This is a genomic window from Bordetella genomosp. 13, assembly GCF_007679965.1.
Classification (GTDB): domain Bacteria; phylum Pseudomonadota; class Gammaproteobacteria; order Burkholderiales; family Burkholderiaceae_B; genus Bordetella.
In genome coordinates this window covers 258780-284204 of the sequence record NZ_VEHL01000010.1, presented here as the reverse complement: position 1 = coordinate 284204, position 25425 = coordinate 258780, and the positions used below count along the sequence as shown (strand labels likewise).

Annotated in this window: 22 protein-coding genes; 11 read left to right on the top strand and 11 right to left on the bottom strand. The window is 69.1% G+C overall.

Going from position 1 to position 25425, the window contains the following annotated elements; all coding sequences use genetic code 11:
- Positions 1 to 6: 6 nt before the first annotated feature.
- The gene (locus FS845_RS22815; RefSeq protein WP_144639650.1) at positions 7 to 1833 is read right to left on the bottom strand and encodes a GGDEF domain-containing protein; all 1827 of its coding nucleotides are present in this window, start codon (positions 1831 to 1833) and stop codon (positions 7 to 9) included.
- Between the two features lie 113 nt (positions 1834 to 1946).
- On the opposite strand from FS845_RS22815, the gene rdgB reads away from it, so the two are divergent.
- The 5 genes from rdgB (at position 1947) to ntrC (ending at position 8145) form a co-directional block, all read left to right on the top strand.
- Complete coding sequence (gene rdgB, locus FS845_RS22810) at positions 1947 to 2570, top strand: RdgB/HAM1 family non-canonical purine NTP pyrophosphatase (RefSeq protein WP_144639648.1); 624 nt, start codon at positions 1947 to 1949, stop codon at positions 2568 to 2570.
- Positions 2571 to 2579: 9 nt separating this feature from the next.
- Positions 2580 to 3809, top strand: coding sequence for a radical SAM family heme chaperone HemW (hemW, locus tag FS845_RS22805; protein WP_144639646.1), 1230 nt, complete (start codon positions 2580 to 2582; stop codon positions 3807 to 3809).
- A gap of 173 nt (positions 3810 to 3982) precedes the next feature.
- The gene (glnA, locus tag FS845_RS22800) at positions 3983 to 5395 is read left to right on the top strand and encodes a type I glutamate--ammonia ligase (RefSeq protein ID WP_144639644.1); all 1413 of its coding nucleotides are present in this window, start codon (positions 3983 to 3985) and stop codon (positions 5393 to 5395) included.
- Positions 5396 to 5590: 195 nt separating this feature from the next.
- Entirely contained in the window at positions 5591 to 6655 is a 1065-nt protein-coding gene (glnL, locus tag FS845_RS22795) for a nitrogen regulation protein NR(II) (RefSeq protein ID WP_144639642.1), read from the top strand.
- Complete coding sequence (gene ntrC / locus FS845_RS22790) at positions 6655 to 8145, top strand: nitrogen regulation protein NR(I) (RefSeq protein ID WP_144639641.1); 1491 nt, start codon at positions 6655 to 6657, stop codon at positions 8143 to 8145. The genes glnL and ntrC overlap by 1 nt, the downstream gene beginning before the upstream one ends.
- A 120-nt stretch (positions 8146 to 8265) precedes the next feature.
- On the opposite strand, the gene FS845_RS22785 is transcribed toward ntrC, so the two are convergent.
- Complete coding sequence (locus FS845_RS22785; protein WP_144639639.1) at positions 8266 to 9192, bottom strand: LysR family transcriptional regulator; 927 nt, start codon at positions 9190 to 9192, stop codon at positions 8266 to 8268.
- Between the two features lie 167 nt (positions 9193 to 9359).
- On the opposite strand from FS845_RS22785, the gene FS845_RS22780 reads away from it, so the two are divergent.
- Entirely contained in the window at positions 9360 to 10058 is a 699-nt protein-coding gene (locus FS845_RS22780) for a pirin family protein (RefSeq protein WP_144639637.1), read from the top strand.
- A 180-nt stretch (positions 10059 to 10238) separates the two neighbouring features.
- A complete protein-coding gene (locus FS845_RS22775; RefSeq protein WP_144639635.1) occupies positions 10239 to 11138 on the top strand; it encodes a pirin family protein in 900 nt (299 codons plus the stop codon).
- A gap of 19 nt (positions 11139 to 11157) precedes the next feature.
- Here the strand turns inward: FS845_RS22775 and FS845_RS22770 are convergent, their stop codons facing one another.
- From FS845_RS22770 to FS845_RS22755, 4 genes are all read right to left on the bottom strand, one after another.
- A complete protein-coding gene (locus FS845_RS22770) occupies positions 11158 to 11934 on the bottom strand; it encodes an ABC transporter ATP-binding protein (RefSeq protein ID WP_144639633.1) in 777 nt (258 codons plus the stop codon).
- Positions 11935 to 11938: 4 nt separating this feature from the next.
- The gene (locus FS845_RS22765; RefSeq protein ID WP_144639631.1) at positions 11939 to 13606 is read right to left on the bottom strand and encodes an ABC transporter permease; all 1668 of its coding nucleotides are present in this window, start codon (positions 13604 to 13606) and stop codon (positions 11939 to 11941) included.
- A gap of 127 nt (positions 13607 to 13733) precedes the next feature.
- On the bottom strand, positions 13734 to 14774 hold the full coding sequence (locus FS845_RS22760; protein ID WP_144639629.1) for a Fe(3+) ABC transporter substrate-binding protein: 1041 nt from the start codon (positions 14772 to 14774) through the stop codon (positions 13734 to 13736).
- Positions 14775 to 15020: 246 nt separating this feature from the next.
- Complete coding sequence (locus FS845_RS22755) at positions 15021 to 15587, bottom strand: TetR family transcriptional regulator (RefSeq protein WP_144639627.1); 567 nt, start codon at positions 15585 to 15587, stop codon at positions 15021 to 15023.
- A 71-nt stretch (positions 15588 to 15658) separates the two neighbouring features.
- Between FS845_RS22755 and FS845_RS22750 the strand changes: the two genes are divergently transcribed.
- On the top strand, positions 15659 to 15976 hold the full coding sequence (locus FS845_RS22750; RefSeq protein ID WP_144639625.1) for a DMT family transporter: 318 nt from the start codon (positions 15659 to 15661) through the stop codon (positions 15974 to 15976).
- A gap of 200 nt (positions 15977 to 16176) precedes the next feature.
- A complete protein-coding gene (locus FS845_RS22745) occupies positions 16177 to 16953 on the top strand; it encodes a ferredoxin--NADP reductase (protein WP_144639623.1) in 777 nt (258 codons plus the stop codon).
- Between the two features lie 178 nt (positions 16954 to 17131).
- On the opposite strand, the gene FS845_RS22740 is transcribed toward FS845_RS22745, so the two are convergent.
- The 5 genes from FS845_RS22740 to FS845_RS22720 form a co-directional block, all read right to left on the bottom strand.
- Positions 17132 to 19240, bottom strand: a complete 2109-nt coding sequence (locus FS845_RS22740; RefSeq protein WP_144639621.1) for an alpha/beta hydrolase domain-containing protein — start codon at positions 19238 to 19240, stop codon at positions 17132 to 17134.
- A 57-nt stretch (positions 19241 to 19297) separates the two neighbouring features.
- A complete protein-coding gene (locus FS845_RS22735; protein WP_144639619.1) occupies positions 19298 to 20941 on the bottom strand; it encodes a tannase/feruloyl esterase family alpha/beta hydrolase in 1644 nt (547 codons plus the stop codon).
- A 179-nt stretch (positions 20942 to 21120) separates the two neighbouring features.
- A complete protein-coding gene (locus tag FS845_RS22730) occupies positions 21121 to 22089 on the bottom strand; it encodes a Bug family tripartite tricarboxylate transporter substrate binding protein (RefSeq protein WP_144639617.1) in 969 nt (322 codons plus the stop codon).
- Positions 22090 to 22147: 58 nt separating this feature from the next.
- Positions 22148 to 22510, bottom strand: coding sequence for a hypothetical protein (locus FS845_RS22725; protein WP_144639615.1), 363 nt, complete (start codon positions 22508 to 22510; stop codon positions 22148 to 22150).
- Complete coding sequence (locus tag FS845_RS22720) at positions 22507 to 23895, bottom strand: acyclic terpene utilization AtuA family protein (RefSeq protein WP_144639613.1); 1389 nt, start codon at positions 23893 to 23895, stop codon at positions 22507 to 22509. Before FS845_RS22720 ends, FS845_RS22725 begins: the two co-directional genes overlap by 4 nt.
- 116 nt (positions 23896 to 24011) lie before the next feature.
- On the opposite strand from FS845_RS22720, the gene FS845_RS22715 reads away from it, so the two are divergent.
- Both FS845_RS22715 and FS845_RS22710 read left to right on the top strand, forming a co-directional pair.
- A complete protein-coding gene (locus FS845_RS22715) occupies positions 24012 to 24911 on the top strand; it encodes a LysR family transcriptional regulator (protein ID WP_144639611.1) in 900 nt (299 codons plus the stop codon).
- 113 nt (positions 24912 to 25024) lie between these two features.
- Entirely contained in the window at positions 25025 to 25408 is a 384-nt protein-coding gene (locus FS845_RS22710; RefSeq protein WP_144639609.1) for a Rid family detoxifying hydrolase, read from the top strand.
- Positions 25409 to 25425 lie beyond the last annotated feature (17 nt).

Here is a 25425-nt window from a genome sequence, read left to right as displayed (position 1 = left end):
GCGGCCTCAGCCCGCGCGAGATCCATCCAGCACTGCCTGCGGCAGCCGCACGGGCGGGTAGTCCTCGACGATCATGCCGGTGCGGCCATGCTTGACGCGGTGCTTGACCTGCGCCGCGGCCGAGGCGATGTCCTGCGGCCGCGCCTCGCCGCACAGCACGGGCCGCACCATCAGCGAGCCCACGCCCAGCGTGACGAAGGGAAAGAAGCGCGGCACGCCGTAGCGGTCTTCCGTCTCGATGCCGCCGTTGCGGCGCCCCGCCTCGTCGTACAGGCCGCGCGCGCGGTCGTTGAATTCGGCGATCAGGCGTTCGATGCGCTCGCGCCAGTCGCGGCTGCGCAGCAGCACCACGAAGTCGTCCCCGCCGACGTGGCCGACGAAATCGCGCTGCGGATCGCAGTGGCGCTTGATGACTTCGGCCACCAGCTGGATCATGTCGTCGCCGCGCCAGTAGCCATAGACGTCGTTGAACGGCTTGAAGTTGTCGAGGTCGCAGTAGCCCACCACGAAGTCTTCCGTGCTGGCCAGCAGCGTGCCGATGTGGCGGCTGATGGGGATGTTGCCGGGCAGGGCGGTCAGCGGATTGGCGTAGCGCGCGGCCTCCAGGCGGATCTCGGTGACCGCGCGCACCAGGGCCTCGCCCGTGCCCAGGCCGGCGTAGCGGCCGTGCCGCGTGAGGATGAAGCCGTCGCGCAGGTAGCGCTGGTCTTCGGAAATCAGCACCGGCGCCAGGCGGTCGACCGAGGTGTCCAGGTCGACCAGTAGCGGTTCGGGGTTCATGAAGGACGCGCACGGGTCGCGGCCGAACAGCTCGCGCGTGTAGCGGATGGCGTATTGCTCGGAGAAGTCGCGCCGGTTGATCAGGCCGATGGGATAGCCTTCGCCGTCCAGCACGGCCACGGCGTGCAGGTCGGCGCGTTCGAGGAACAGCCGGTGCACGTCGTCGTTGGTGTGGCCGTCGCGCCGCACCGCGGGTGCTTCCACGCGCAGGCTGGCCACCGTGTCGTAGGTGCCGCTGGACAGCTCGGGCGCGGGGCGGCGCAAGTTCAGGATGCCCTGCACCGCGTCGGGCAGTTCCGTCATGGCGCGCGTGGCCGGGCGGCCCAGCAGCCAGCCCTGCGCATAGCGGATGCCCAGGTCGCGCACCACTGCCATGTCGTCGGCGGTCTCGATGCCTTCGGCCAGCACCGGCGTGCCCAGCGACTGCGCCACGCCGAGCATGCAGCGCACCAGTTGCTGGCGCGGCGCGTCGTTGCTGATGCCGTTGAAGAAATAGCGGTCGATCTTGACCAGATCGGGCCGCAGCTCGGCCCATAGTCGCAGGCTGGCGTGGCCCACGCCGTAGTCGTCCAGCGCGATGCGCATGCCGCCTTCGCGCAGGCATTGCAGCGCCTGGATGAGCGTCTGCATGTCGTCGTGGGCGGGGTCGTAGTCGGCCAGCTCGATGATGACGCTGTTGGCCGACACGCCGCTGTCGCCCAGCAGGAACTCGGGCATCAGCCGCCCGCATTCTTGCCAATACTGAATGAGCCCGCCCGCCGACATGTTCAGGAACAGCTTGCCGCGCAGGCCGCCGTCGGCGTAGCCCTGCAGGCCGGCGCGCAGGCTGGCCATCTCGAGTTCGCGATAGCGGCCGGCGGCGCGCGCGGCGCCGAACAGCGCGTCGGGCATGTGCAGGGGCTGGCCGGCGGGGCCGCGGATCAGGCTTTCATAACCGTGGATGCGGCCATGGAACAGGTCGGCCACGGGCTGGTAGTGCGGAAAGAGCAGTTCCTGCCGCAGGATCTTCGACAGATCTTCCGCGCGGCCGGGTCCGGCTGGGGGTGGTTGCATGATGGGTCTTGCTGGCCTTGACGATGTAAAGCGACCTTCATGGTGGCCCGCCATTGTGTCCATAGTGTGGCCGTGCGACAAAGTGTTGCAGGCAAACTAATACAATCGGATCGATGAACGCCTCTTCAGACTCTTTCCCCCCGCGCCGGGTCGTTTTGGCCTCCGGCAACCCCGGCAAGCTGCGCGAGTTCGCAGCGCTGTTTTCGCCTTTGGGCATCGAGCTGGTGCCGCAAGGCGAACTCGGCGTGTCCGACGCCGACGAGCCCTACGTGACCTTCGTCGAGAATGCGCTGGCCAAGGCGCGCCATGCCAGCCGGCATACCGGCCTGCCGGCGCTGGCCGACGACTCCGGCCTGTGCGTGGCCGCGCTGGACGGCGCGCCAGGCGTGTATTCGGCGCGCTATGCCCAGCGGGCCGGCGGCGAGAAAAGCGATGCCGCCAACAACGCGCTGCTGGTGCGCAACCTGGCCGGCCAGGCCGACCGGCGCGCCTGGTACGTGGCCGTGCTGGTCTACGTGCGCAGCGCCGACGATCCGCAGCCGCTGATCGGCGAGGGCGTCTGGCACGGCGAGATCCTGGACATGCCCGAGGGCGAGCACGGCTTCGGCTACGATCCGCATTTCTACCTGCCCGAGCTGGGCGCCACCGCCGCCGCGCTGGACCCGGACGAGAAGAACCGCGTCAGCCATCGCGCCCGCGCGCTGCGCCAGCTGCTGGACAAGCTCGCACACTCCTGATTTCCTCGCATGCCCCGCACCATCCCTCTGCAACCCGTCGGCGCCGTCGCGCGCCCGCGCGCGGTGATGCCGGCCGGCCCGGCCACCCTGACCAGCCTGCCGCCCCTGTCGGTCTACGTGCACGTGCCCTGGTGCGTGCGCAAATGCCCTTATTGCGATTTCAACTCGCACGCGGCAGACGAGATGCCCGAGCGCGCCTACCTGGACGCGCTGCGCGCCGATCTCGAACAGTCGCTGCCGTCCATCTGGGGCCGGCAGGTGGTGTCGGTGTTCCTGGGCGGCGGCACGCCCAGCCTGCTGTCCGCCGCCGGCCTGGACGAACTGCTGGCCATGCTGCGCGCCTGCCTGAACCTGCTGCCCGACGCCGAGATCACGATGGAGGCCAACCCCGGCACCGCCGAGGCCTCGCGGCTGCGCGATTATGCCGCCAGCGGCGTGACGCGCTTCTCGCTGGGCATCCAGAGCTTCGACGATGCGCAGCTGAAGCGCCTGGGCCGCATCCACGATTCGGGCCAGGCGCGCGCCGCCATCGAGATGGCCCAGCGCGCCACCGAGCGCGTCAACCTGGACCTGATGTTCGCGCTGCCGGACCAGAGCCTGGAGGCCTGTCTGGCCGACGTGCGGCAGGCGCTGTCGTTCGGCACCGAGCACCTGTCCATGTACCACCTGACGCTCGAACCCAACACCGTATTCGCCAAGTACCCGCCCGAAGGACTGCCCGACGACGACCTGGGCGCGGCCATGCAGGATGCGGTCGAGGCCGAGCTGTCCGCGGCCGGCCTGCAGCGCTACGAGGTGTCGGCCTATGCCAGGCCCGGCGCGCGCTGCCGCCACAACCTCAATTACTGGGAGTTCGGCGACTACCTGGGCCTGGGACCGGGCGCGCACGGCAAGCTGTCATTCCACGACCGTATCGTCAGGCAGGCGCGGGCGCGCCAGCCCGAGTCGTGGATGGAACGGGCAGGGCGCCACGACGGCAGCCACATCGCCGAGGAGCGCGTGGTGCAGGCCGACGAACTGCCTTTCGAGTTCATGCTCAACGCCTTGCGCCTGAAGGACGGCGTGGCGGCCAGCCTGTTCGCCGAACGCACCGGCCAATCGCTGGCGAGCATCGCGCACCAATTGGAAGCAGCTTCGTCGCGCGGCCTGTTGGACCCGGACCCCACGCGGCTCCGCGCCACTGCCCTGGGATGGCGCTTCCTGAACGACTTGCAGGAAATGTTCCTGTCCGCCGATTGATCTATATTGGTGCATCGTGCACCATGATTTGCACCATTGTGGTGCTGTGGTGCGGCCGCCCTGGCCGCGCCTGCGGGGAATCCCGAAGTTCAGTCCTGGCACGCTTATTGCTTTGAATGTCATTGCCAGTCGGGCTGACTTTGCCCTACGACGTTTTTATCAATGGAGATGACATGGCAAGCCCCCAAGACGTTCTGAAATTGATCGCCGACAACGAAGTCAAGTTCGTTGATTTCCGCTTTACCGATACCGTTGGCCGTGAGCACCACGTCTCGGTGCCCGCCCACACGGTGGACGAGGACAAGCTGGAAAGCGGTCAGGCCTTCGACGGTTCGTCGATCCCCGGCTGGAAGGGCATCGAAGCGTCCGACATGCTGCTCATCCCCGACGTGGAAACGGCCAACCTGGACCCGTTCCGCGAAGAGTCCACCCTGATCCTCTCGTGCGACGTGGTCGAACCGTCGGACATGAAGGGCTACGACCGCGACCCGCGCTCGCTGGCCAAGCGCGCCGAAGCCTACCTGAAGTCCTCCGGCCTGGGCGATACCGCCTACTTCGGTCCGGAACCCGAATTCTTCGTGTTCGACGGCGTGACGTGGAACACCGATATGTCGGGCACTTTCGTCAAGATCAAGTCCGAAGAAGCCCCGTGGTCGACCGGCCTGGAATTCGAAGGCGGCAACATGGGCCACCGTCCCGGCGTCAAGGGCGGCTACTTCCCCGTGCCCCCGGTCGACTCGTTCCAGGACATGCGTTCGGAAATGTGCCTGGTGCTGGAACAGATGGGCGTGCCCGTCGAAGTGCACCACCACGAAGTGGCCGCCCCCGGCCAGCTGGAAATCGGCACGAAGTTCAGCACGCTGGTGCGCCGCGCCGACTGGAACCAGATCCTGAAGTACGTCGTGCACAACGTGGCCCACGCCTACGGCAAGACCGCCACCTTCATGCCCAAGCCCGTCGTCGGCGACAACGGCTCCGGCATGCACGTGCACCAGTCGATCTGGAAGGACGGCCAGAACCTGTTCGCGGGCAACGGCTACGCCGGCCTGTCGGAATTCGCGATGTACTACATCGGCGGCATCATCAAGCATGCCCGCGCGCTGAACGCCATCACCAACCCCGGCACCAACTCGTACAAGCGCCTGGTCCCGCACTACGAAGCCCCGGTCAAGCTGGCCTACTCGGCCCGCAACCGCTCGGCCTCGATCCGCATCCCGTACGTCGGCAACCCCAAGGCCCGCCGCATCGAGACGCGCTTCCCGGACCCCCTGGCCAACCCGTACCTGGCGTTCTCGGCCCTGATGATGGCCGGCCTGGACGGCGTGCAGAACAAGATCCACCCGGGCGACCCGGCGGACAAGAACCTGTACGACCTGCCGCCGGAAGAAGACGCGAAGATCCCGACCGTCTGCGCCTCGCTGGATCAGGCCCTGGAAGCCCTGGACAAGGACCGCGAGTTCCTGACCCGCGGCGGCGTGTTCAGCAACGACATGATCGATGCCTACCTGGCGCTGAAGGAAGCCGACGTGCAGCGTCTGCGCATGACGACGCACCCGGTCGAATTCGACATGTACTACAGCCTGTAATGGGCTGATGGGCGGGCCTTCGGGCTCGCCCGCGCGGCACCGCTGGCATGACTTGCCGGCGCGCGGGGCGGACCATCCACCTCGCGGCAAGCCGTTGCCCGCGGACGGACATTGCGTTCGTCCGCGGTTTCCCGCGGCATCCCGCCGGCCGCCAGGCCTGCCGGACGTCCGCCTCACGGCCCTGGTGCTTCAGCGATGAATGTAGACGCTTTTGATTTGCTCGCCACGTCCGTGTTCCTGGTGAACGAGCGTGGCCACATCGAATACGCCAACGCCGCCGCCGAGGACCTGTTCGGGCGATCGCGCAAGCAGTTGCGCGGCCTGTCCGCGGTGGGCCTGTTCGACCATCCCGAAGACCTGCAGACCTCCATCGACGGCGCGGTCGCGGGCAAGTTCGCCGACGTGCGGCAATTGACGTCGTTGCGCCGCGCGACCGAGTCGGTCGAGGTCACCGTCACCACCGTGGCGCTGACGGGCCAGGCCTGGCCCGTGCTGATCGAGGCGCGCGAGATCGAGCAGCGCACGCTGGCCGACCGCAACCACCGCCTGGTCGAAGAGATCGAGTCGCATCGCGAGCTGCTGCGCAACCTGGCGCACGAAGTGAAGAATCCGCTGGGCGGGCTGCGCGGCGCGGCCCAGTTGCTGGAAGCCGAGCTGCCCAGCGCCGCCCTGACCGAATACACGCAGGTCATCATCTCCGAGGCCGATCGCCTGCAGGCGCTGGTCGACCGCCTGAGCGGCCCGCAGCGCGTGCCGTTGAACGCCAAGCCGGTCAACATCCACGAGATCTGCGAGCGCGTCTGCGCCCTGATCCAGGCCGAGTTCCGCGAGGGCGTGGGCCTGCTGCGCGACTACGACGCGTCGGTGCCCGATCTGCACGGCGACGCCGCGCGGCTGATGCAGTCAGTGCTGAACGTGGTGCGCAATGCCGCGCAGGAACTGGTGCTTCAGAAACCCGGCCCCGACGTGCCGCCGGCCCAGATCATGCTGCGCACCCGCGTGGCGCGCCAGGTGATGCTGGCGCACCGGCACCACCGGCTGGCGCTGGTGCTGTCCATCATCGACAACGGTCCCGGCGTGCCCGAGCACATCCGCGACCGCATCTTTCATCCCCTGGTCACCGCCCGGCCGGGCGGCACCGGCCTGGGCCTGAGCCTGGCCCAGGATTTCGTGCAACAGCACGGCGGCATCATCGAATTCGAGTCGCGGCCGCGGCATACCGAATTTCGCCTGGTCCTACCGATGGAGCCCCCACTCTGATGAAACCCGTTTGGATAGTCGACGACGATCAGGCCATACGCTGGGTGCTCGAGAAAGCCCTGGCGCGCGCCGGTATCGCCACACGCAGTTTCTTCCAGGCCTCGGACGTGCTCGATGCGATGACGCGCGAGACTCCGTCGGTCCTGGTGTCCGATATCCGCATGCCCGGCGGCAACGGCCTGGAGCTGCTGCGGCAGATCAAGGAGCGCCATACCGGCCTGCCCGTCATCGTGATGACGGCCTTCGCCGACCTGGACAGCACGGTGTCCGCGTTCCAGGGCGGCGCCTTCGATTACCTGGCCAAGCCCTTCGACATCAACGAAGCGGTCGCGCTGATCCAGCGCGCCATGCAGGAATCCGAGCCGCAGGACGCAACGCCCGAGCAGGCTGAGGGCCAGCAGACCGGCGAACGCTGGATGATGACGCAGTCCTCGTCCACCGCCATGCAGGAGGTGTTCCGCGCGATCGGCCGGCTGGCGCAGTCCAAGGTCACCGTGCTGATCACCGGCGAGTCCGGCACCGGCAAGGAGCTGGTGGCGCGCGCCCTGCACGGCCATGGCGCGCGCGCGAACGGGCCGTTCGTGGCCCTGAACGCCGCCGCCATTCCGCGCGACCTGCTGGAGGCCGAGCTGTTCGGCCACGAGCGCGGCGCCTTCACGGGAGCCAATACGCTGCGCCGCGGCCGCTTCGAGGAAGCGCACGGCGGCACTCTGTTCCTGGACGAGATCGGCGACATGCCGATCGAGCTGCAGACGCGCCTGCTGCGCGTGCTGGCCGAAGGCAGCTTCTATCGCGTGGGCGGCGCGCAGCCGGTGCGCGTGGACGTGCGCATCGTGGCCGCCACGCACCAGCCGCTGGAGCAGCGGGTGGAGCAGGGCCTGTTCCGCGAAGACCTGTTCCATCGCCTGAACGTGATCCGCCTGCGGCTGCCGCCGCTGCGCGAGCGCGTCGAAGACATCCCCGCGCTGGCCAATCATTTCCTGGGCGTGAGCGCGCGGTCGCTGGGCGTGCCGGTGAAGCGGCTGACGCCCGAGGCCACCGCCGTGCTGACCCGCTTCGATTTCCCGGGCAACGTGCGCCAGCTGGAGAATTTCTGCCACTGGCTGACCGTGATGGCGCCGGGCCAGACCATCGACCGCAACGACCTGCCGCCCGAGATCCGCGCGGTGGAGCACGCGCCCGCTGTGGCGCCGCCGGCGCGCGCCGTGGCCCTGGCCGAATCGCCCGTGCAGGGTGGGGGCGTGGTCTATCCCGACGAGCCGATTCCGTCCGGCAGCTGGCAGGACGCGCTGCTGCGTGACGCGCAGCGCCGCCTGGAGCGCGGCGAGCCGGCGGTGATGGCCACGCTGACGCGGCAGTTCGAGAAGATCCTGCTGCAAAGCGCGCTGGACGCCAGCCGCGGCCGCCGCGTGGAAGCAGCCTCGCGCCTGGGCATCGGGCGCAACACGATCACGCGCAAGCTGCGCGAACTGGGCATCGAGGACGAATAGGCGTACACGCCGGTCGTCTGTTCGTTCTGGTGTGGGCGGGCCCGAGAGGGCCCGCCTTTTTCATGGACGCGCCGCTCGCGAGGGCGGCGCATTCCAGTGGCGGCACGGTCGAAGCGACCGTCAGATCGCGAACCCCAGCAGGCTCTCGCACAGCTTCGGCGACTTCAGCTTCTCCAGCCACCATGCCAGCCCCGCGCCCGGCTGGCGCGCCTGCCACGCGTACACCACGTTCTCGTCCAGCGAGACACCGCCCTCGGTGGGGCACACCACCAGGCGGCCCTGGGTGATATGCGGCGCGGCCAGCGTCAGCGGCAGGTAGCCGCAGCCCAGCCCGCGCACCTGCGCCTCTATCTTGCCCTCCATGTTGGGCATCACGATCTTGGGCTGCTGGTTCAGCAATCCGCGCGTGCGGGTGGGCAGGTCGCGCGAGGTGTCCGCCACCACCACCGCGCAATAGGCGGCGATGTCCTGCGGCGTCAGCGGGCGGCCCAGCGCGGCCAGCGGGTGGTGCGGCGCCACGCAGAACGCGAACTGCGTCTGGCCCATGGCCTGCGAGCGGAAGGCATTGCCGGGCGGCGCGCCCGCCGCGTCCGCGCCGATGATCAGGTCCGCGCGGCCCGAGGCCAGGGCGTCCCAGATGCCGCTCAGCACTTCGGTCGAGAAGCGCAGCGTGGTGCCGGGGCCTGCCACGCGGAAGTCCTCGATGATCTCGTACAGCGGCTGCCACGGCAGCACCGCGCTGACGGCGATGCGAAGCTCCACCTCCCAGCCCGTGGCCACGCGCTTGACGCGGTAGGCCAGCTCGTCCAGCGACTGCAGGACGTGGCGGCCGTCGTGCAGCAATGTCTGGCCCGCCGGCGTCAGTCGGGCGCGGTGGCCGCTGCGGTCGAACAGCAGCACGTCCAGCCCGTCTTCCAGCTTGCGGATGGCATAGGTGACCGCCGAAGGCACCTTGCCCAGCTCGCGCGCGGCGCGGGCGAAGCTGCCGTGGCGGGCGATGGCGTCCACCATCGACAGCAGTTCGGGAGTGATGGGCTGTTGGCTCATGCGGCATGCCGGCGAAGTCGTTCAAATTATTCGAATGATCTCATCAAAGCCGTTCACTCTCAAGGCCCCCTGCCGCGCGCACAATGCTTTTCATGCGGTGAACGACGAAGCCAGACGGCCCGGTCCCGCCAGGCAGAGTCATTCACAAAATTTCAAAGGAGTACGCCATGATCACCATTCGACGCAGCGCCGAGCGCGGCCACGCCAACCACGGCTGGCTCGATACCCACCACACCTTCTCGTTCGCCAACTACTACGATCCCGCGCATATGGGCTTCGGCCCGCTGCGCGTGATCAACGATGACCGCATCGGCGCCGGCCGCGGCTTCGGCACGCACGGCCACCGCGACATGGAGATCATCACGTACGTGCTGGAAGGCGCCGTGGCGCACAAGGACAGCATGGGCAACGGCTCGACGATCCGCCCGGGCGACGTGCAGCGCATGAGCGCCGGCCGCGGCGTGCTGCACTCCGAGTTCAATCCGCAGCCCGACCAGCCCACGCACCTGCTGCAGATCTGGATCGAGCCGGATGCGACTGGGATCGCGCCGGAATACGAGGAAAAGCGCTTCCCCGAGGAAGACAAGCGCGGCCAGCTGCGGCTGGTGGCCGACCCGGACGGCGCCGGCGGCGCGGTGCGCATCCACCAGGATGCCCGCCTGTACGTGGGCCTGTTCGACGGCGACGAAGCCGCCCGCCTGGAACTGGCCAGGGGCCGCCGGGCCTGGGTGCACGTGGCCCGCGGCCGGGTCAGCATCAACGGCCTGGCGCTGGAGGCGGGCGACGGCTTGGCGGTGACCGACGAGGCGGCGCTGGAGCTGTCGCAGGGCCAGGCCGCCGAAGTGCTGGTCTTCGACCTGCCCTGAGCGAGGCCGGGCGATGCGTGACAACCCGCCGCCCGGCGGCCGGGGTATCGTGAAGCCAGCCTGAACGATGCCCCGGCCGCGCATTCCCGGCCGCATAGCGGACCCGAGCAAGTCCCGAACCGTTTTCGCCGCGCCCGGCACTGCGCCGCCGGCCCTACAAAAGAACACCAGGAGTTTTCCATGTCCGACCTGTCCACTTCCGTCGACACCATCGTCATCCCGCGCACCAGCGACATCGGCAATTTCGAGGTGCGCCGCGCGCTGCCCTCGGCGCAGCGCCGTTCCGTCGGCCCCTTCGTGTTCCTGGACGAGATGGGCCCGGCCGTGATGCCCGCCGAGATCGGCATCGACGTGCGGCCGCACCCGCACATCGGCCTGGAGACGGTCACGTACCTGTTCGACGGCTCGCTGGTGCACCGCGACGGCGCGGGCAACACGCAGACCATCCTGCCGGGCGAGGTGAACTGGATGACGGCCGGCCGCGGCATCGTCCACTCCGAGCGCTCGTCGCCCGAGGCGCGCGCCGTGGCGCAGCGCATGTACGGCCTGCAGATGTGGGTGGCGCTGCCGCGCGAGCATGAAGAGACCGATCCCGGCTTCGTGCACTACGGCCGCGAGGCGCAGCCCATCGTGGAAGGCGAGGGCGTGCGCGTGCAGGTGGTGGCGGGCTCGCTGTTCGGCAAGACCTCGTCGGTGCGCACGCTGTCGCCGCTGTTCTACGGCGACGTCACGCTGCAGCCGGGCGCGTCGGTGGACCTGCCGGCCGAGCACGAAGAGCGCGCGGCGTACCTGGCCGAGGGCTGTGTCACGGTGGAAGGCATCGAGCACGACCGCGGCCGCCTGCTGGTGTTCGCGCCGGGCCGTCCGGTCACAGTCACCAACGCGGGCAGCACGCCGGCCCGTTTCGCCGTGGTGGGCGGCGAGCCGCTGGATGCGCCGCGTTTCCTGTGGTGGAACTTCGTGTCCAGCAGCAAGGACCGCATCGAACAGGCCAAGGAAGACTGGCAGCGCAACCGCTTCGGCCAGGTGGTGCCGGGCGACGAGACGGAATTCATTCCGCTGCCGGAAAAGCGCGCCTGACGCGCCGCCCCGCGAGCGGTCAGCCCCCGCGCGCGTAGGCCTGCCGGCGCTGCTCGTGCAGGTCCTCGCGCCGCACGAAGCCGCGCACGAAGTCGTCCACCGGCTGGTGCAGCAGATTGTGCGGCGTGTCCCATTGGGCCAGCCGGCCTTCGGACATGATGCCGATGCGGTCCGCGATGGCGAAGGCCTCGGCCTGGTTGTGCGTGACCAGGATGGCCGTGTGGCCCGTGGCCTGCAGGATGCCGCGCACCTCGAAGGCCAGCTTCTCGCGCGTGTCCACGTCCAGGTTGGAGAACGGTTCGTCCAGCAGCAGCAGTTCGGGCGAGGGCGCCAGTGCGCGCGCCAGTGCCACGCGCTGCTGCTGGCCGCCCGACAGTTCGTGCGGATAGCTGCCGGCGGCATGGGCCAGGCCCACCAGCTCCAGCATCTCGGCCACGCGTGCCTCGCGTTCCGCGCGAGCGGCGCGGCGCAGGCCGAAGCCGACGTTCTGCGCCACCGTCAGGTGCGGGAACAGCGCGTAGTCCTGGAACATCATGCCCACGCGGCGCCGCTCGGGCGCAACGTGCACGCCGGGCGACGAGATCGCCGTGCCGTCCAGGCGGATCTCGCCGGCACGCACCGGTTCGAAGCCCGCGATGGCGCGCAGCACCGTCGTCTTGCCGCACCCGGACTGGCCCAGCAGGCAGCCGATGTGGCCCGCGGGCAGGCCCAGCGACAGGTCGTCCACTACCACCTTGTCGCCGTGCGGCGTTTCGTATCCCAGCAGAATATGGTCGAGTTCCAGCAGGTCGGCCATCGTCTCAATGTCCTATCTTCAGATTGGTGCGCGCCAGCAGGATCACAGGCAGCAGGCCCGCCAGCACGATGGCCAGCGCGGCGACCGCGCCTTCCTCGTAGGTGCCCCGCGCGGCCTCGGCGTACAGCCAAGTGGCCAACGTGTCGAAATTCATGGGGCGCAGCAGCAGGGTGGCGGGCAGTTCCTTCATGGCGTCCACGAACACCAGCAGCGCGCTGGCGGCAATGGCCGGACGCAGCAGCGGCAGATGCACGCGGCGCAGCGTGCCGCCGGCGCTCTCCCCCAGCAGCCGCGAAGCCTGCTCGAGCGAGGGCGGAATGCGCGCCAGCCCGGCCTCGATGCCGCCTGCCGGCATGGCCAGGAATCGCATCGTGTACGCGACCACCAGCGCGCTCATCGAGCCCATCAGCAACAGGCCGTTCAAGCCCAGCGCGCTGGCCAGCGCATGGTCGATCAGCGTGAAGGGTGTCAGCAGCCCGATGGCCAGCACGGTGCCGGGCAGGGCATAGCCCAGGCTGGCGATCCGCAGGCACGCGCGGCCCGGATTGAAGCGCGCGCTCTCGCGCAGCGTGCGGCCGGCCCAGGCCACGACCAGTCCGCACAGCACGGTGACCACCGTGGCCGTGCCCGCCAGGATGAAGGTATTGGAGAGGCCCGCCAGCAGCTGCTGCGAGACGCCGCCCACCAGGTGCAGCCGCTTCCACGTCTCCACGGCCAGGTACAGCGCCGGCGCGACGAAGCCCAGCAGCACCGGAATCCAGCCCAGCGCCATCGCCAGCACCGCGCCCCCGCCACGCAGCCGGCGCGCCTGCATCGGCCGCATGCGCTGCGTGTTGGCATAGCGCTGGCGCTTGCGGCCATGGCGCTCCAGCAGTATCAAGGCCACCACCAGCGCCAGCATCGACAGTGCGATCTGCGCCGCGCCCGCCAGGTCCGAGCGGGTGACCCACGTGGTGTAGATGGACACCGTCAGCGTCTGCACGCCCAGAAATTCCGAGGCGCCGATGTCGTTCAGCGTTTCGAGCAGCGCCAGGCTGACGCCCACCACGATGGCCGGCCGCGCCAGCGGCAGCGCCACGCGCAGGAACACCTCGGCGCGGCCGGCTCCCAGCGTGCGCGCGGCCTCCAGCAGGCTGGCGGCCTGCGTCATGAACATCACGCGGGTGCTGAGATAGACGTACGGATACAGCACGAAGCCCAATACGAAGATCGCGCCGTAGATCGAGCGCAGGTCGGGCAGGCGGAACTGCCTGGGACTGTCGTAGCCCAGGATCGCGCGCAGGGCGCTCTGTATGGGCCCGATGGGATGCAGCAGGTCCAGGTAGGCGAAGGCGATGATGTAGGTCGGCACCGCCAGCGGCAGCAGCAGCGCCCAGGTCAGCATGCGTCTCGTGGGAAAGTCGTAGGCCGTCACCAGCCACGCCGAGCCCGTGCCCAGCAGCGTCACCAACGTGCCCACGCCCAGCAGCAGCACGGCGGTGTTGGCCAGCGCGGTGGGCAGCACGTTCTGCGCCAGGTGGCGCCAGTGTTCCAGGTCGGCCTGCAGCGCCCACCAGGCCAGCGCGGCCAGCGGCGCGAGCACCGCCAGGGCGATGAGGAGGGCGCCGGCCAGCCAGCCGGCGCCGCGTTCGGCGCGCGGGCTCAGCGCCCGCGGCAGTGTTTGCGTATGCATGCAGCGAAATCGAATGCGGCGCCGGCTGCCCGCGAGCAGCCCTGAAGTGGAAAGGCCCGGGCGGCAAAAAAAGCGCAAAGCGGCCCGGGGCCGCTTTCGCTCGATGCCGGTGGGCGCCGCGGGTGCGTCAGTTGTCGAAGCCCACCTTGTCGACTAGCTCGCTGGCTTGCTTGCGGTACTTGGCGATCTCGGCGACGGGCAGGGGATCGACCTTCAGGTCGCCGAAGCTGGCCACCACCGGGTCCAGCTTCACGCCCTTGCGGATGGGATATTCGTAGTTGGCCTGCGCGTACAGCGTCTGCGCGGGCTCGGACACCAGGAACTCCAGCAGCTTCACGGCGTTGGCCTTGTGCGGCGCATGCTTGGCGACCGAGGCGCCGCTGACGTTGACGTGCGTGCCGCCGCTCTTGTCGTTGGCGAAGGTCGGGCGGATCACCTTGATGGCATCGCCCCACTTGCGCGCGTCCGTGCCCGGCTCGGCGTTCTTCATGTGGCCGACGTAATAGGCATTGGCCAGTCCGATGTCGCAGATGCCGCCCAGGATGTCGCGCGCCACGTCGCGGTCGCCGCCGGTGGCCTTGCGGCCCAGGTTGTCCTTCACGCCGCGCAGCCACTTCTCGGTGGCCTCGGCGCCGTCATGCGCGATCATGGCCGCGATCATGGCGGTGTTGTAGGGGTGCTGGCCCGAGCGGATGCACACCTTGCCCTTGTACTTGGGATCGGCCAGGTCCTCGTAGCGGAAGCTGGTCAGCGGCAGGTCCTTCTCGACGTACAGCACGCGGTCGCGCAGCGACAGGGCGTACCAGCTGCCGTCGGCGCCGCGCAGGTTGGCGGGCAGCACGGAATTCAGCGTCTTGGATTCGATGGGCTGCGTGACGCCGCCGTCGACCAGGTCGATCAGGTTGCCGATGTCCACGGTCATCAGCACGTCGGCGGGCGATTTGTCGCCTTCCGCCTTGACGCGCTCCAGCAGGCCGTCCTTGACGAACACCGTGTTCACCTTGATGCCGCTGTCCTTGGTGAAGGCGTCCAGCAGCGGCTGGATCAGCTTCGGCTCGCGCGTGGTGTAGAGGCTGACTTCCTCGGCGGCCGAAACGGGCAGGGACAGGGCGGCGGCACCGGCCAGCGCCAGGGCGCGCAGCAGGGGCAGAGGCTTGATGGAGGGCATCAGGAAACTCCGGTAGGACGAGAGGCGCGGGCAGCGCCGCGCTACATCAACGAAAATGATAATCAACAACCTGTGAGTGCGGGAAGATAGCAGGAAGCCCGGCCGCGTTCAACTATCTGACAGGTTGTGGGTGCCGCGATGGCGCAGGCGTCCCGCCGGCCGTGCCCCGGATCCGGGCGCGCGGGCTCACTGGGGCACTTTCGTGCTCCGCACTCCGGTATCCGCTCTTGAGGCGGCTCGGCGAGCTCATGCCGCCGTCCCATCCGCGGGCAGCGTGCCCTGCAGCAGGGCGTCGATGTCGCGGTGGATGTCTTCCCACACGGCGTCGTCCATCGGGTAGTTGGCGAGGTGCCGCACGAAAAAGGCGCCATCGGCGGCCAGGAAGGCGATGCGCAGCAAGCGGTCCTGCGCACCGTCCACCGCGAACGCGTCGATACGCCGGTCGTACCACTGCAGGATGCTGGACGCCTGGTGGCCGGCCCCCGCCAGCGCCACCATCAGGCCGGCGATGCGGTGCGAATCCTCGGCCTTCTCCGCGGCCAGCAGCCGCACGTGCGCGCGTATGCGGGTGCGCTTGTCGGCGTCGGGTGCCACGTTGGCCGCGAACCGCATCTCGTCGAAGGCCATCCAGCGCTCGAGGATGGCTTCGATCAGCGCCTCGCGGGTGCCGAAGACCGACTGCACGCTCGCCTTGGCCAGCCCCGCGGCCTTGGCCAGTGCGCCGAACGTGAGGGCGCCCGTGCCGGCCTGCGCCACCAGCGCCTGGGCTACGTCCAGCAGGTGCTCACGGTCTATGGTGCGCGGTCTTGCCATGCCTGGTCTCCGTCAGTTAGCATACGGTCGTATTTTAATTCGCGGATGGACGATCCGCCACAGGAATTACCATGAGTTGGCTATACCTCATTCTGGCCGGCGGCTTCGAGATCGGCTGGCCCGTGGGCCTGAAGATGGCGCAGACGCCCGGTGGCCGCTGGCCCGGCATCGCGATCGCGCTGATCTGCATGGCCATCAGCGGTACCTTGCTCTGGATGGCCCAGCGCAACATCCCCATGGGCACCGCCTACGCCGTATGGACTGGCATCGGGGGCGCGGGCACGTTTCTGGTCGGCGTGCTGTTTTATGGCGATGCGGCGACGTTCGCGCGGTTTGCCGGCGTGTTCCTGATCGTGGCCGGCGTGGTGGTCCTCAAGCTCGCGCACTGACGCGGAGCCCGCGCATATGTCCCGGCAGGCCAGATCCGCCCCGGCTATCCCGTCTTCCAGGCATAAGGGTATAACTGAAAGATGAGAGCAATTCTCGACTGGTTCGGGTAAACTCGGATGATTCTTGCCTCGCGCGCTCCTTTCTTGCAGCGCGCGTCCGGCCCCAAGGCGCATTGCGCGCCGCAATTCATCAGATCGACATGGCAGCTTTCAATACCGAGCGCGTGCTCAGCGTGCGCCACTGGAACGACACGCTTTTTTCGTTCACCACTACCCGCGACGCCGCGCTGCGCTTCCACAACGGCCACTTCGTCATGATCGGCCTGGAAGTCGATGGCAAGCCGCTCATGCGCGCCTACAGCATCGCCAGCGCCAACTACGAGGAAAACCTCGAGTTCTTCAGCATCAAGGTGCAGGACGGCCCGCTCACGTCGCGCCTGCAGCACCTGAAGGAAGGCGACACCATCCTGGTCAGCCGCAAGCCGGTCGGCACGCTGGTGGCCGACGACCTGAAGCCGGGCAAGCACCTGTACCTGTTCGGCACGGGCACCGGCCTGGCGCCCTTCATGAGCATCATCAAAGATCCGGACATCTACGAGCGCTACGAGAAAGTGGTGCTGGTGCACGGCGTGCGCTGGACCAATGAGCTGGCCTACGCCGACTTCATCGAGCGCGAACTGCCCGACAACGAGTTCTTCGGCGACGTGGTGCGCAACAAGCTGGTGTACTACCCCACGGTCACGCGCGAACCCTTCCGCAACCAGGGCCGCATCACCGCCCTGATCGAAAGTGGCAAGCTGTGCGAGGACGTCGGTTTGCCGCCGCTGGATCCCGCCGTCGACCGCGCCATGATCTGCGGCAGCCCGCACATGCTGGCCGACATCCGCGAACTGCTGGATGCGCGCGGCTTCCAGGTGTCGCCCGGCGTGGGCGAGCCGGGCGACTACGTGTTCGAACGCGCGTTCGTCGAGAAATAAATACGGCTGCCTGCCGGGCGCGGGCATCCCGCCGCAAGCGCGGCAAGAACGACGCCGGCTTCGCGCCGGCGTTGTCGCGTCCGCATTGCCTCGAACCCGCTCAACCGTCGACGCCCGAAGGCGCCGCGCGGCCGGGATGCCGCAACAGCGCGGCAAGCCCGGCCCATTCACCGTCCCGTCACGGCGTGCGCAGCACGGTGGACGCCCGCGCGGCGGCGATGGCCGCATCCGCGTCCTCGCGCAGCAGCAGGCGCTCGCGCATCAACGCCTGCGCGCCATCCTCGACCGCCCGCACGTAGCCGTCGTGGTCGACGTAACGTTCTTCCAGCGAAGGCCGCTGGTCGCCCGCCGCCAGGCGCTCGGCCTGCGTGGCATGGAAGGGGATGAAGCTGCCCGACAGCCCCAGCAGGTCCGTCCACGGCCCGTCGGGCGTGTAGTTGTAGCCCAGGCTGGTGCCGGTGGGGGCCAGCGCGCTCACGCTGCGTATGCCCGCGACGTCCATGCCATCGCCGTCCGGCCTGGGCACCAGGATCGCGTAGTCGCGGCCGGTGTAGTAGGGCGGCAGGCGCGTGGCCACGCCGGACTCGTCCTCGTGCACATAGTCGGGCCCGAAGTCGAGCAGCGGAAAGCCGTTGTACAGGCCCAGGTACGAGAACGCCGGCAATGCCGCGCCGCCTTGCCAGCGCACGCCCTGCATCGTGGGATAGGTCAGCGAATCCGCCCGCACCAGCGTGCCGTCGTCCAGGCGCGGCGTGCGCGTGGCGGGCGGCTCGGTGCCGCTCACCACCCACTCCTCCAGCGCCACCCACAAGGCGCGGAACGTCGCGCCGAACGTGGCCTCGGTGCCGATGGGATAGCGGCCCTGCGCCGGCATGTAGGCGGGCACCCCGTCGCCGTGCTGCGTGCCTGCGTAGTAGTAGATGCGCGCGTTCGCCGGCTGCTGCAGGTCCTGCTGGCCTTGGGCATCGGTCAGCACGGGCGACCCCTGCAGCACCCAGAACTCCGTGCCGCTCAGGCCCAGGAAGAATTTCGGGCAGGTGTCGGTGCGCGTGCAGCGCGTCATCACGCCGCTCTGCCGGCCGGTCAGCGTGTCCACGTAGTCGGCGGCCAGCCCACGGGGCGCCGTCTGGCCGAAGGCCGTATGGTCCGTGCGCAGGCCCCCGCCGCCGCCCGGCACCGCGAAGCGGGTGTTCAGGTTCGTCTGCCGCGCGGCGACATGGGCGTAGATGCCGTCGAACACCTTGCGGCCTTCGCGGTCGGCGTTGAAGCCCAGATGCAGGAAGGTCTTCATGAAGTTGCCGCTCTGCGACGTTCCCTGGCCCAGCGTGTGCTGGACGCGGCCGGCCAGCGGATTGGCACGCCCGTCCGCATCCGCCTGTTCGTGGCGCAGGAAGGACACCGTGTCGCGCAACGCGGCCAATCCGACGCCCATCACCTTCGGGTCCTTGGCGACGTAGGTCAGCTCGTACAGGTACAGCGGATCGAAGCCGCCCTGCAGGCAGATCGAGGCCGGGTCCGGCGTGCCCGGGAACGGGTTGGCCGCCGTGTCGCACGCCGCGAACTTCCACTGCGCGGCCGGGATGGACTGGCGCGGATCCGTTTCCCGCAGGCGGCGCGTCAGCTGATAGCCGGGCTGCGTATTGTCCAGGCTGACGGGCTCATACGGGACCATGGTGCCGTTGAAGACGCCGCCCGGCAGGGTCAACCTGGGCGTGGCCGTGCGCGCGATCAGCTCCGCCCGATACGGGCCGGTGATGCTGGTGCCGTCGGCCGCCCGCGCGACCGGCACTTGCAGCGTCAGGCGCTCGGGCGAACTCTTGGGCACGTCGCCCTGCCAGGCGGAGTACAGCACGCTGTAGCCGCGCCGGCGCAACAGCGGTTCGGGCTTGCCGTTGACCAGCGTGAGCAGATTGCCCCGGTTCGGGGCGTCGTAGCGCAGGATGCCGTTGCCGTCCCCGGCATTGCGCGGGCGGAACAGCACGAACTCCGACTCGTATCGCACCATGCCGGTTTCCGTGCGCGGCTGCGCCAGGTCCAGGTCGGTGATGATGGCGTTGGCCGGGTCGGCGGGGTCCACCTCGCCGCGCACGCGGCCCGTCAGTTTCTCGTATTCCGGCGCGCCGTCGGAAGCGGGGATGCGTTCGACGTCGTCGACGTCCATCCAGATCCGCGGTGCGGCCGCGGTGGGTGGCGGGGCGGTGTCCGGCTCGTCGGAATTCCCGGAATCCCCCGAATGGCAGGCGGCCAGCAACAACGCCAGCCAGGGCAGTAGGCGTATGGTCTTCATGTCTCCTCCGGCAATGGGATGACCGGGCCGCCGGTCGGCGGCCCGGCGTCTACAGGATCATTGGCAGATGTAGTTCGCGGCCTGGTCGGGATCGCCGCTGCCTTTGTACGTGGCTTGCGCGGGATAGGGGCACAACGGGCGCGTGCGCGATACCGTGCCGCCGCTGACGCGCGACGCCACCAGGTCGTCCGGCGCGCGGCCTTGCTCCACCCATCGATCCAGCGCGGCCAGGATGTCGCTGCCGGCCGCGGGCGCGGCCAGGTCGCTGCGCAGCACGGTAGCGCCCGGGCCCCCGCCGCAATGGCCCATGCCGGGCACCAGGAACATGCGGTAGAAATCGTCCATGGCGGCCTGGGAACCCTGCGCCTGCCGCACGCGGTCGTAGTAGCCGATGCTGTCGTACGCGCTGACCACCGGATCGCTCCAGCCGTGGTAGACGATCATCTTGCCGCCGTTGCCCTTGAACGCGGACAGGTCGGCGCTGGTCTGGTCGACCAGGGGCGCGATCTTGGCGTAGGCATAGGACACGTCGCGGTCGAAGTCGAAGGTCCACCAGTTCCAGTGCGGATCATCGAACACCCAGTAGCGCCAGAAATCGGCGCGCACGGGTTCGTTCGTGCCCATGTAGCCCGACCAGCCCGATTCGCTGCCCACCGGCCAGCCGGGATACCACTGCGCATTGGTGCGCGGGTTGCGCGGGCCCTGGTAGATGTTCCTGGCGGCCGTCACTTGGTCGGCGGTCAGGCAGCCGGGCGCGTCGCCGCCGGTGCACAGCAGGGCGTCCACGTCGAAGCGCGCCGTCGTGCACTGGCGCGGATCGTCGATCACGCCGTCCGTCACGCCGTCCAGTGCGTCGCACGCCCGCACGGCTTCGCTGGTCAGCAGGTTCAGCTTGGCCCCGGTCAGGTGCTGCGTCAGGTTGTCGTTGACGGGCCGGTTCGAGCGGAACCGCCACGTGAATTCGATGTTCAGCGCGGTCCGGTTGTTGCCGGGCGCGCCGGCAATGATGCCGTCGAAGTCGGTGGGATAGCGCTGCGCTTCGGCAAAGCCCTGGTGGCCGCCGGTCGAGCACCCCAGGTAATACGAGCGGCTGGCGGGTTGCGCGCGCAGTTCGTCGATCAGCTGCTTGCCGGCCACCGTGATCGCGTTGATCGAGCGGGAGCCCCAGTCGATGATCTTTTCCGCATTGTTCACGCCCCACAGCATGTCCTCGGACTGGTGGCCCGTGTCGCCGCCCAGCGTCGCATAGCCCTGGCGCAGGGCGTAGGCCATGTCGGTGTAGCTGAGCGCGGGGCTGTAGCCGCCGTTGCCCGTGGCCACCAGCTTGCCGTTCCAGGCGTCGCCTTCGGGCACCCACACCTGGAAATTGATGAGCGAGCTGCTCGACGGCATGGCCACCGCATCGATGCGGCAGAACGCTGGCAGGTCGGACAGCGCCTGGCGCGTGCCCGCCGGCGTGTAGTCGCCGGCCGGGACCGGCGCGGCCCCGGTGATGCGGGCCCCCGCCAGCTGGACGTCGGCGAAGGCATCGGTGGTGCACGCACGGCCGGTCGCCGCAGGAGGCGGTGGCTCGGGTTGGCCGCCGTCGCCATCGCCGCTCCCCTTGTCGCCGCCATCGCCGCCGCAGCCCGCCAGCGCGAGCAGCAGGACGGCCGCGGCGGATGCGCGCGGCAAAGTTATTGAACATACGGGTCTCATCATTGTCTCCTCTTGGGTTATCCCCGGAGCGAGCGTCCCGTACGGGCGACATCCCGCGCCCGCGGCGCACGGCGCCGAGGGCAGGGGGTACGTCTGTCTTCTTGTTCTGTCTTCTTGTGCGGCCCGCGAAGGCTCGGCGGGCAGGTGGGATGGCCGGTCCTATTGCGGGACCGGCGATGCCGTCATTCCGGCTGGATCCCGGCCTTCTTGATGATCTCGCCCCACTTCTTCGACTCGGCCAGCTGGAACTGCGCCAGCTCGTCGGGCGTGGAGGTGGCCGCGTCGGTGCCGGTGTTGGCGTAGAACTGCTTGGCGGCGTTGCTGTCGGTGGCCTTGACCATCAGGTCGTGCAGGCGCTGCACCACGGCCGGCGGCGTACCGGCGGGGGCGTAGGCCGCGAACCAGTAGCCCATTTCGTAGCCCGACACGCCGGCCTCGTCGATGGTGGGCACGTCCGGCGCCAGCGGCGAGCGCTTCAGTCCGGTCACGCCCAGCGCGCGCAGCTTGCCGGCCTTGACCTGCGGCAGGCCCGTGGCGGTGTCGGTGATCATCATGTCGATCTGGCCGCCCATCAGGTCGGTCACGGCGGGTGGATTGCTCTTGTACGGCACGTGCAGCAGCTGCACGCCGGCCATCTGCTGCAGCAGTTCGCCCGCGATGCGGCTGCTGGAACTGCCGCTGCCGAAGCTCATCTTGCCGGGATTCTTCTTGGCCATTTCCAGGAAGTCGCCCACGCTCCTGGCCTGCGAGGCCGGGTTCACCACCATGATCTGGCCGCCCTTGCCCAGCAGGGTGATGGGCGCGTAGTCCTTCACGGGGTCGTACTGCAGCGTCTTGTACAGGTGCTCGTTGGCCGCGTGCGTGGTGTTGGTGGTGATCAGCACGCGGTAGCCGTCGGGCGCGGCGCGGGCCACGTCCTGCGCGCCGATCATGGCGCTGGCGCCCGGCTTGTTCTCGATGACCACGGCCTGGCCGGTCTGCTCGGTGACGCCCTGGGCGATGGCGCGGCCGATCTGGTCGGTGGCGCTGCCCGCCGCGAACGGCACGACGAAGGTGATGGGCTTGTTCGGGAAGTCCTGCGCGGCGGCGGCCAGCGGCAGGACGGCGGCGGCGCACAGCGCGGCCAGGCGGGCCAGGGGGAAGAATCGCATGTTTGTCTCCTGTGGGATGTCGTTATGGACGCGAAGGGAATGAAAAGGAATGCGCCGCTCAGCCCGGTACGTCGGGCAGGCGGGCCGCCAGCGCCGCAGGAACGGCGATGGGCAGGTCCAGCAGGTGGAAGGAGAGGCTCTTGCCGTGCGCGTCCAGGTTCAGCGCGTCGTTCACGCCGCCGTCCAGCACGCCTTCCAGAACGAAATTCATGGCCTGCAGGCCGGGCAGCACATAGCGTGTCACGCGCGCCGGGCGGCGATAGGCGAACCATTGCGCCACGCGCGCCTCGGTCACCTGGTCCAGCAGGATGGCGTGGCACTCGGCGTCCCAGGCGATCAGGCTCAGGTTCGAGATGTCGCCCTTGTCGCCGGAACGGCTGTGCGCCAGGCGGTACAGCGGGACTTCCATCAGTTCGGTCATGCTCGTGCTCCTCGTCCGCCCGCGCCCGTCGTGTCGGCCATGCTCCAGCCCGCCGCCACCGCATCGCGCGGCACGGTGCACGACAGCATGTTCAGCCGCGGCCGCAGCGACGTGCGCACGCCGCCGCCGCCGGCCGGGCCGCAGCAGTACAGCGCCGTCACCTCGCGCAGCACGCGCTCGGCCATTTCGCGGTCGGCGTGTTCGGCCGCCACGCGCAGGCGCACGTCACGGCCATGGCCCGGCGTGCGCGCATCGCGCATCGCGCCAGCGTCGTCGCCGAGGATGCTCAGCGCGCCGATCAGGTCGATGCGCAGTTTCATCGCCGAGCCGATGCGCCGCGCCACCGTCTCGCCCGCCAGTCGCGCGCGGGCCTCGGCCTGCACGCCGGCATACGAGATCTCCGCCTCGGCCAGCCAGCCGCCGCGATAGCACACGTTCACCTTCAGTTCGCCGGGGCGCGCATGGCCCGTCACGCCGTGCACCGCGACGCGGTCGCCGCCCAGTTCCTGCACCGTGGCGCCGCTGAGATCCGCGACCACGTCGGGCGTCAGGTAGCGCGCGGGGTCGTGCACTTCGTACAGCAGTTGTTCCTTCACCGTGCGCGCGTCGACCATGCCGCCGGTGCCGTCCGCCTTGCCGACCACGAAGCCGCCGTCGGCGTCGATCTCGGCAATGGGAAAGCCCGTATCGGCCAGCCCGCCCGGCACGTCCTTCAGGCCCGGCACGCTGAAATAGCCGCCCGTGACCTGCGTGCCGCATTCCAGCAGGTGGCCGGCGATGGTGGCGCGGCCGATGCGGGCCCAGTCGTCGTCCGCCCAGCCGTAGTGGGCCAGCGCGGGGCCGACGGTCAGCGAAGGATCGGCCACGCGGCCCGCCACGACGATCTGCGCACCGGCGCGCAAGGCGTCGGCGATCTCGGCGGCGCCCAGGTAGGCGTTGGCGCTGACCACGTCCAGCGTGTCCAGCACGGGCCCGAGCTTCTCGCGCAGCAGCGCGCGCTGCTCGGGACGGTTCAGTTCGTCGCCGTGGATGGTGGCGATGCGAGGGGCGGGCAGGCCCTGCCGGGCGGCCAGCGCGGCGATGCGGCGCGCCGCCGCGGGCGGATTTGCCGCGCCGAAATTGCTCACGATATTGATGCCGTGTTCCAGGCAGTCCCGCAGCACCGGCGCCACCAGGTCGTCCAGCAGCGGTTCGTAGCCCTTGTCGGCGTCCTGGTTGCGCGCCAGCTGCGCCAGCGCCAGGGTGCGCTCGGCCAGCGTCTCGAAGATCAGCGTGCCGCCGCCGCGCCGCGCCAGCGTGCGCACCACGGGCAGGGCGCCATCGGTGCGGTCTCCGGAAAAGCCGGTCGCGCATCCGACCAGGCAGGGGGAGGACTGGGCAGGCATCGGGGTTGTCTCCAGGGCGTGCGATGCGCCCTCAGCAGCAAGTAATGTCGGCCACTATAGGCAGGCGCGCTTCATACGTAAAATAGAAATATGAGATCGATTTATCCAAGCCTTGTATGAATCTGTCCACCCGCCAATTGCGCGCGTTCGTGGCCCTGGCCGAAGAGAAGCACTTCACCCGCGCGGCCCAGCGCTGCCATCTCACGCAACCCGCCTTCAGCGCCCTGATCCGCACGCTGGAAGAGGCTGCCGGCGTGCGCCTGTTCGACCGCAACACGCGCCGCGTCGAGCTCACGGCCGAGGGCCGCGTGCTGGAAGGCACCGCGCAGCGCCTGCTGGGCGAGCTCGAGATGGCCATGGACGGCTTGCGCGACCATGCCGAGCGGCGCCGCGGCCGCGTGGCGGTGGCCGCGCTGCCGTCGCTGGCGGCGGGCTGGCTGCCGGGCCTGCTGGCGCAGTTCCATGCCGAGTATCCCGGCATCGTCATGCAGTTGCGCGACGCCTTGCTCGATCCCTGCCTCGATATGGTGCAGAACGGCGAGGTCGATTTCGCGGTGGCCGCGCGCCGCGCCGACATGAGTGGACTGGACAGCGCGTTCCTGCACGCCGACCGCTACTACCTGGTGTGCGGCGAGGACCACCCGCTGGCGTCGCAGCGTCAGGTGCGGCTGCGCGACGTGGCGCAGTGGCCCGTGATCCAGCTGGCGCGTGGCAGCAGCGTGCGGCAACGGCTGGACGAGGCCCTGGGTGCCGAGGCATTCGTGCCGTTGCTCGAGGTCGAGCACCTGGCCACCGTCACTGGGCTGGTGCGGGCGGGCCTGGGCGTAAGTGTGGTGCCGGCCATGACGCTATTCCATTTCCAGCGTCCGGAAATGGTCATCAGGCCGTTGCAGGGCAGGGCGCTGACGCGGCCGTTGTACCTGGTCAAGCGCAAGGGACGCGCGCTGTCGGTGGCCGCGCAGACCTTCTATGATCTGCTCATGGCCCATCGCGCCAGCCTGGGCCAGGCCCCGTAGCCCGGCAAGGCACGGCAGGCCGCTGGCAGCGGCCCAAATATCCCTTTCACGAAGGACTATTGCTGTTTAAACTCCGATAGTCCTTATCGCATCATTCCTCCAGGATTCCCGCCATGAGCAAGCAGATCATCCATACCGACGACGCCCCCGCCGCGGTCGGCCCGTATTCGCAAGCCGTGGCCGCCACCGGCAAGACGGTCTTCCTGTCCGGCCAGATCGGCCTGGAACCCGGCACCGGCGAGCTGGTGTCCGAGAACTTCGACGCCCAGGTGCGCCAGGCGTTCGCCAACATGCAGGCCGTCGTCGCCGCCGCGGGCGGCACGCTGGACAACGTCGTCAAGCTCACCCTGTTCCTGACCGACCTGGGCAAGTTCACCGCCGCCAACGCCATCATGGCCGAATTGATCCCGCAGCCGTTCCCGGCACGCTCCACCATCGGCGTGGCCAGCCTGCCCAAGGGCGCCCAATTCGAAGTGGAAGCCATCCTGGTGCTGTAAGCCCTCGCGGCAGTACG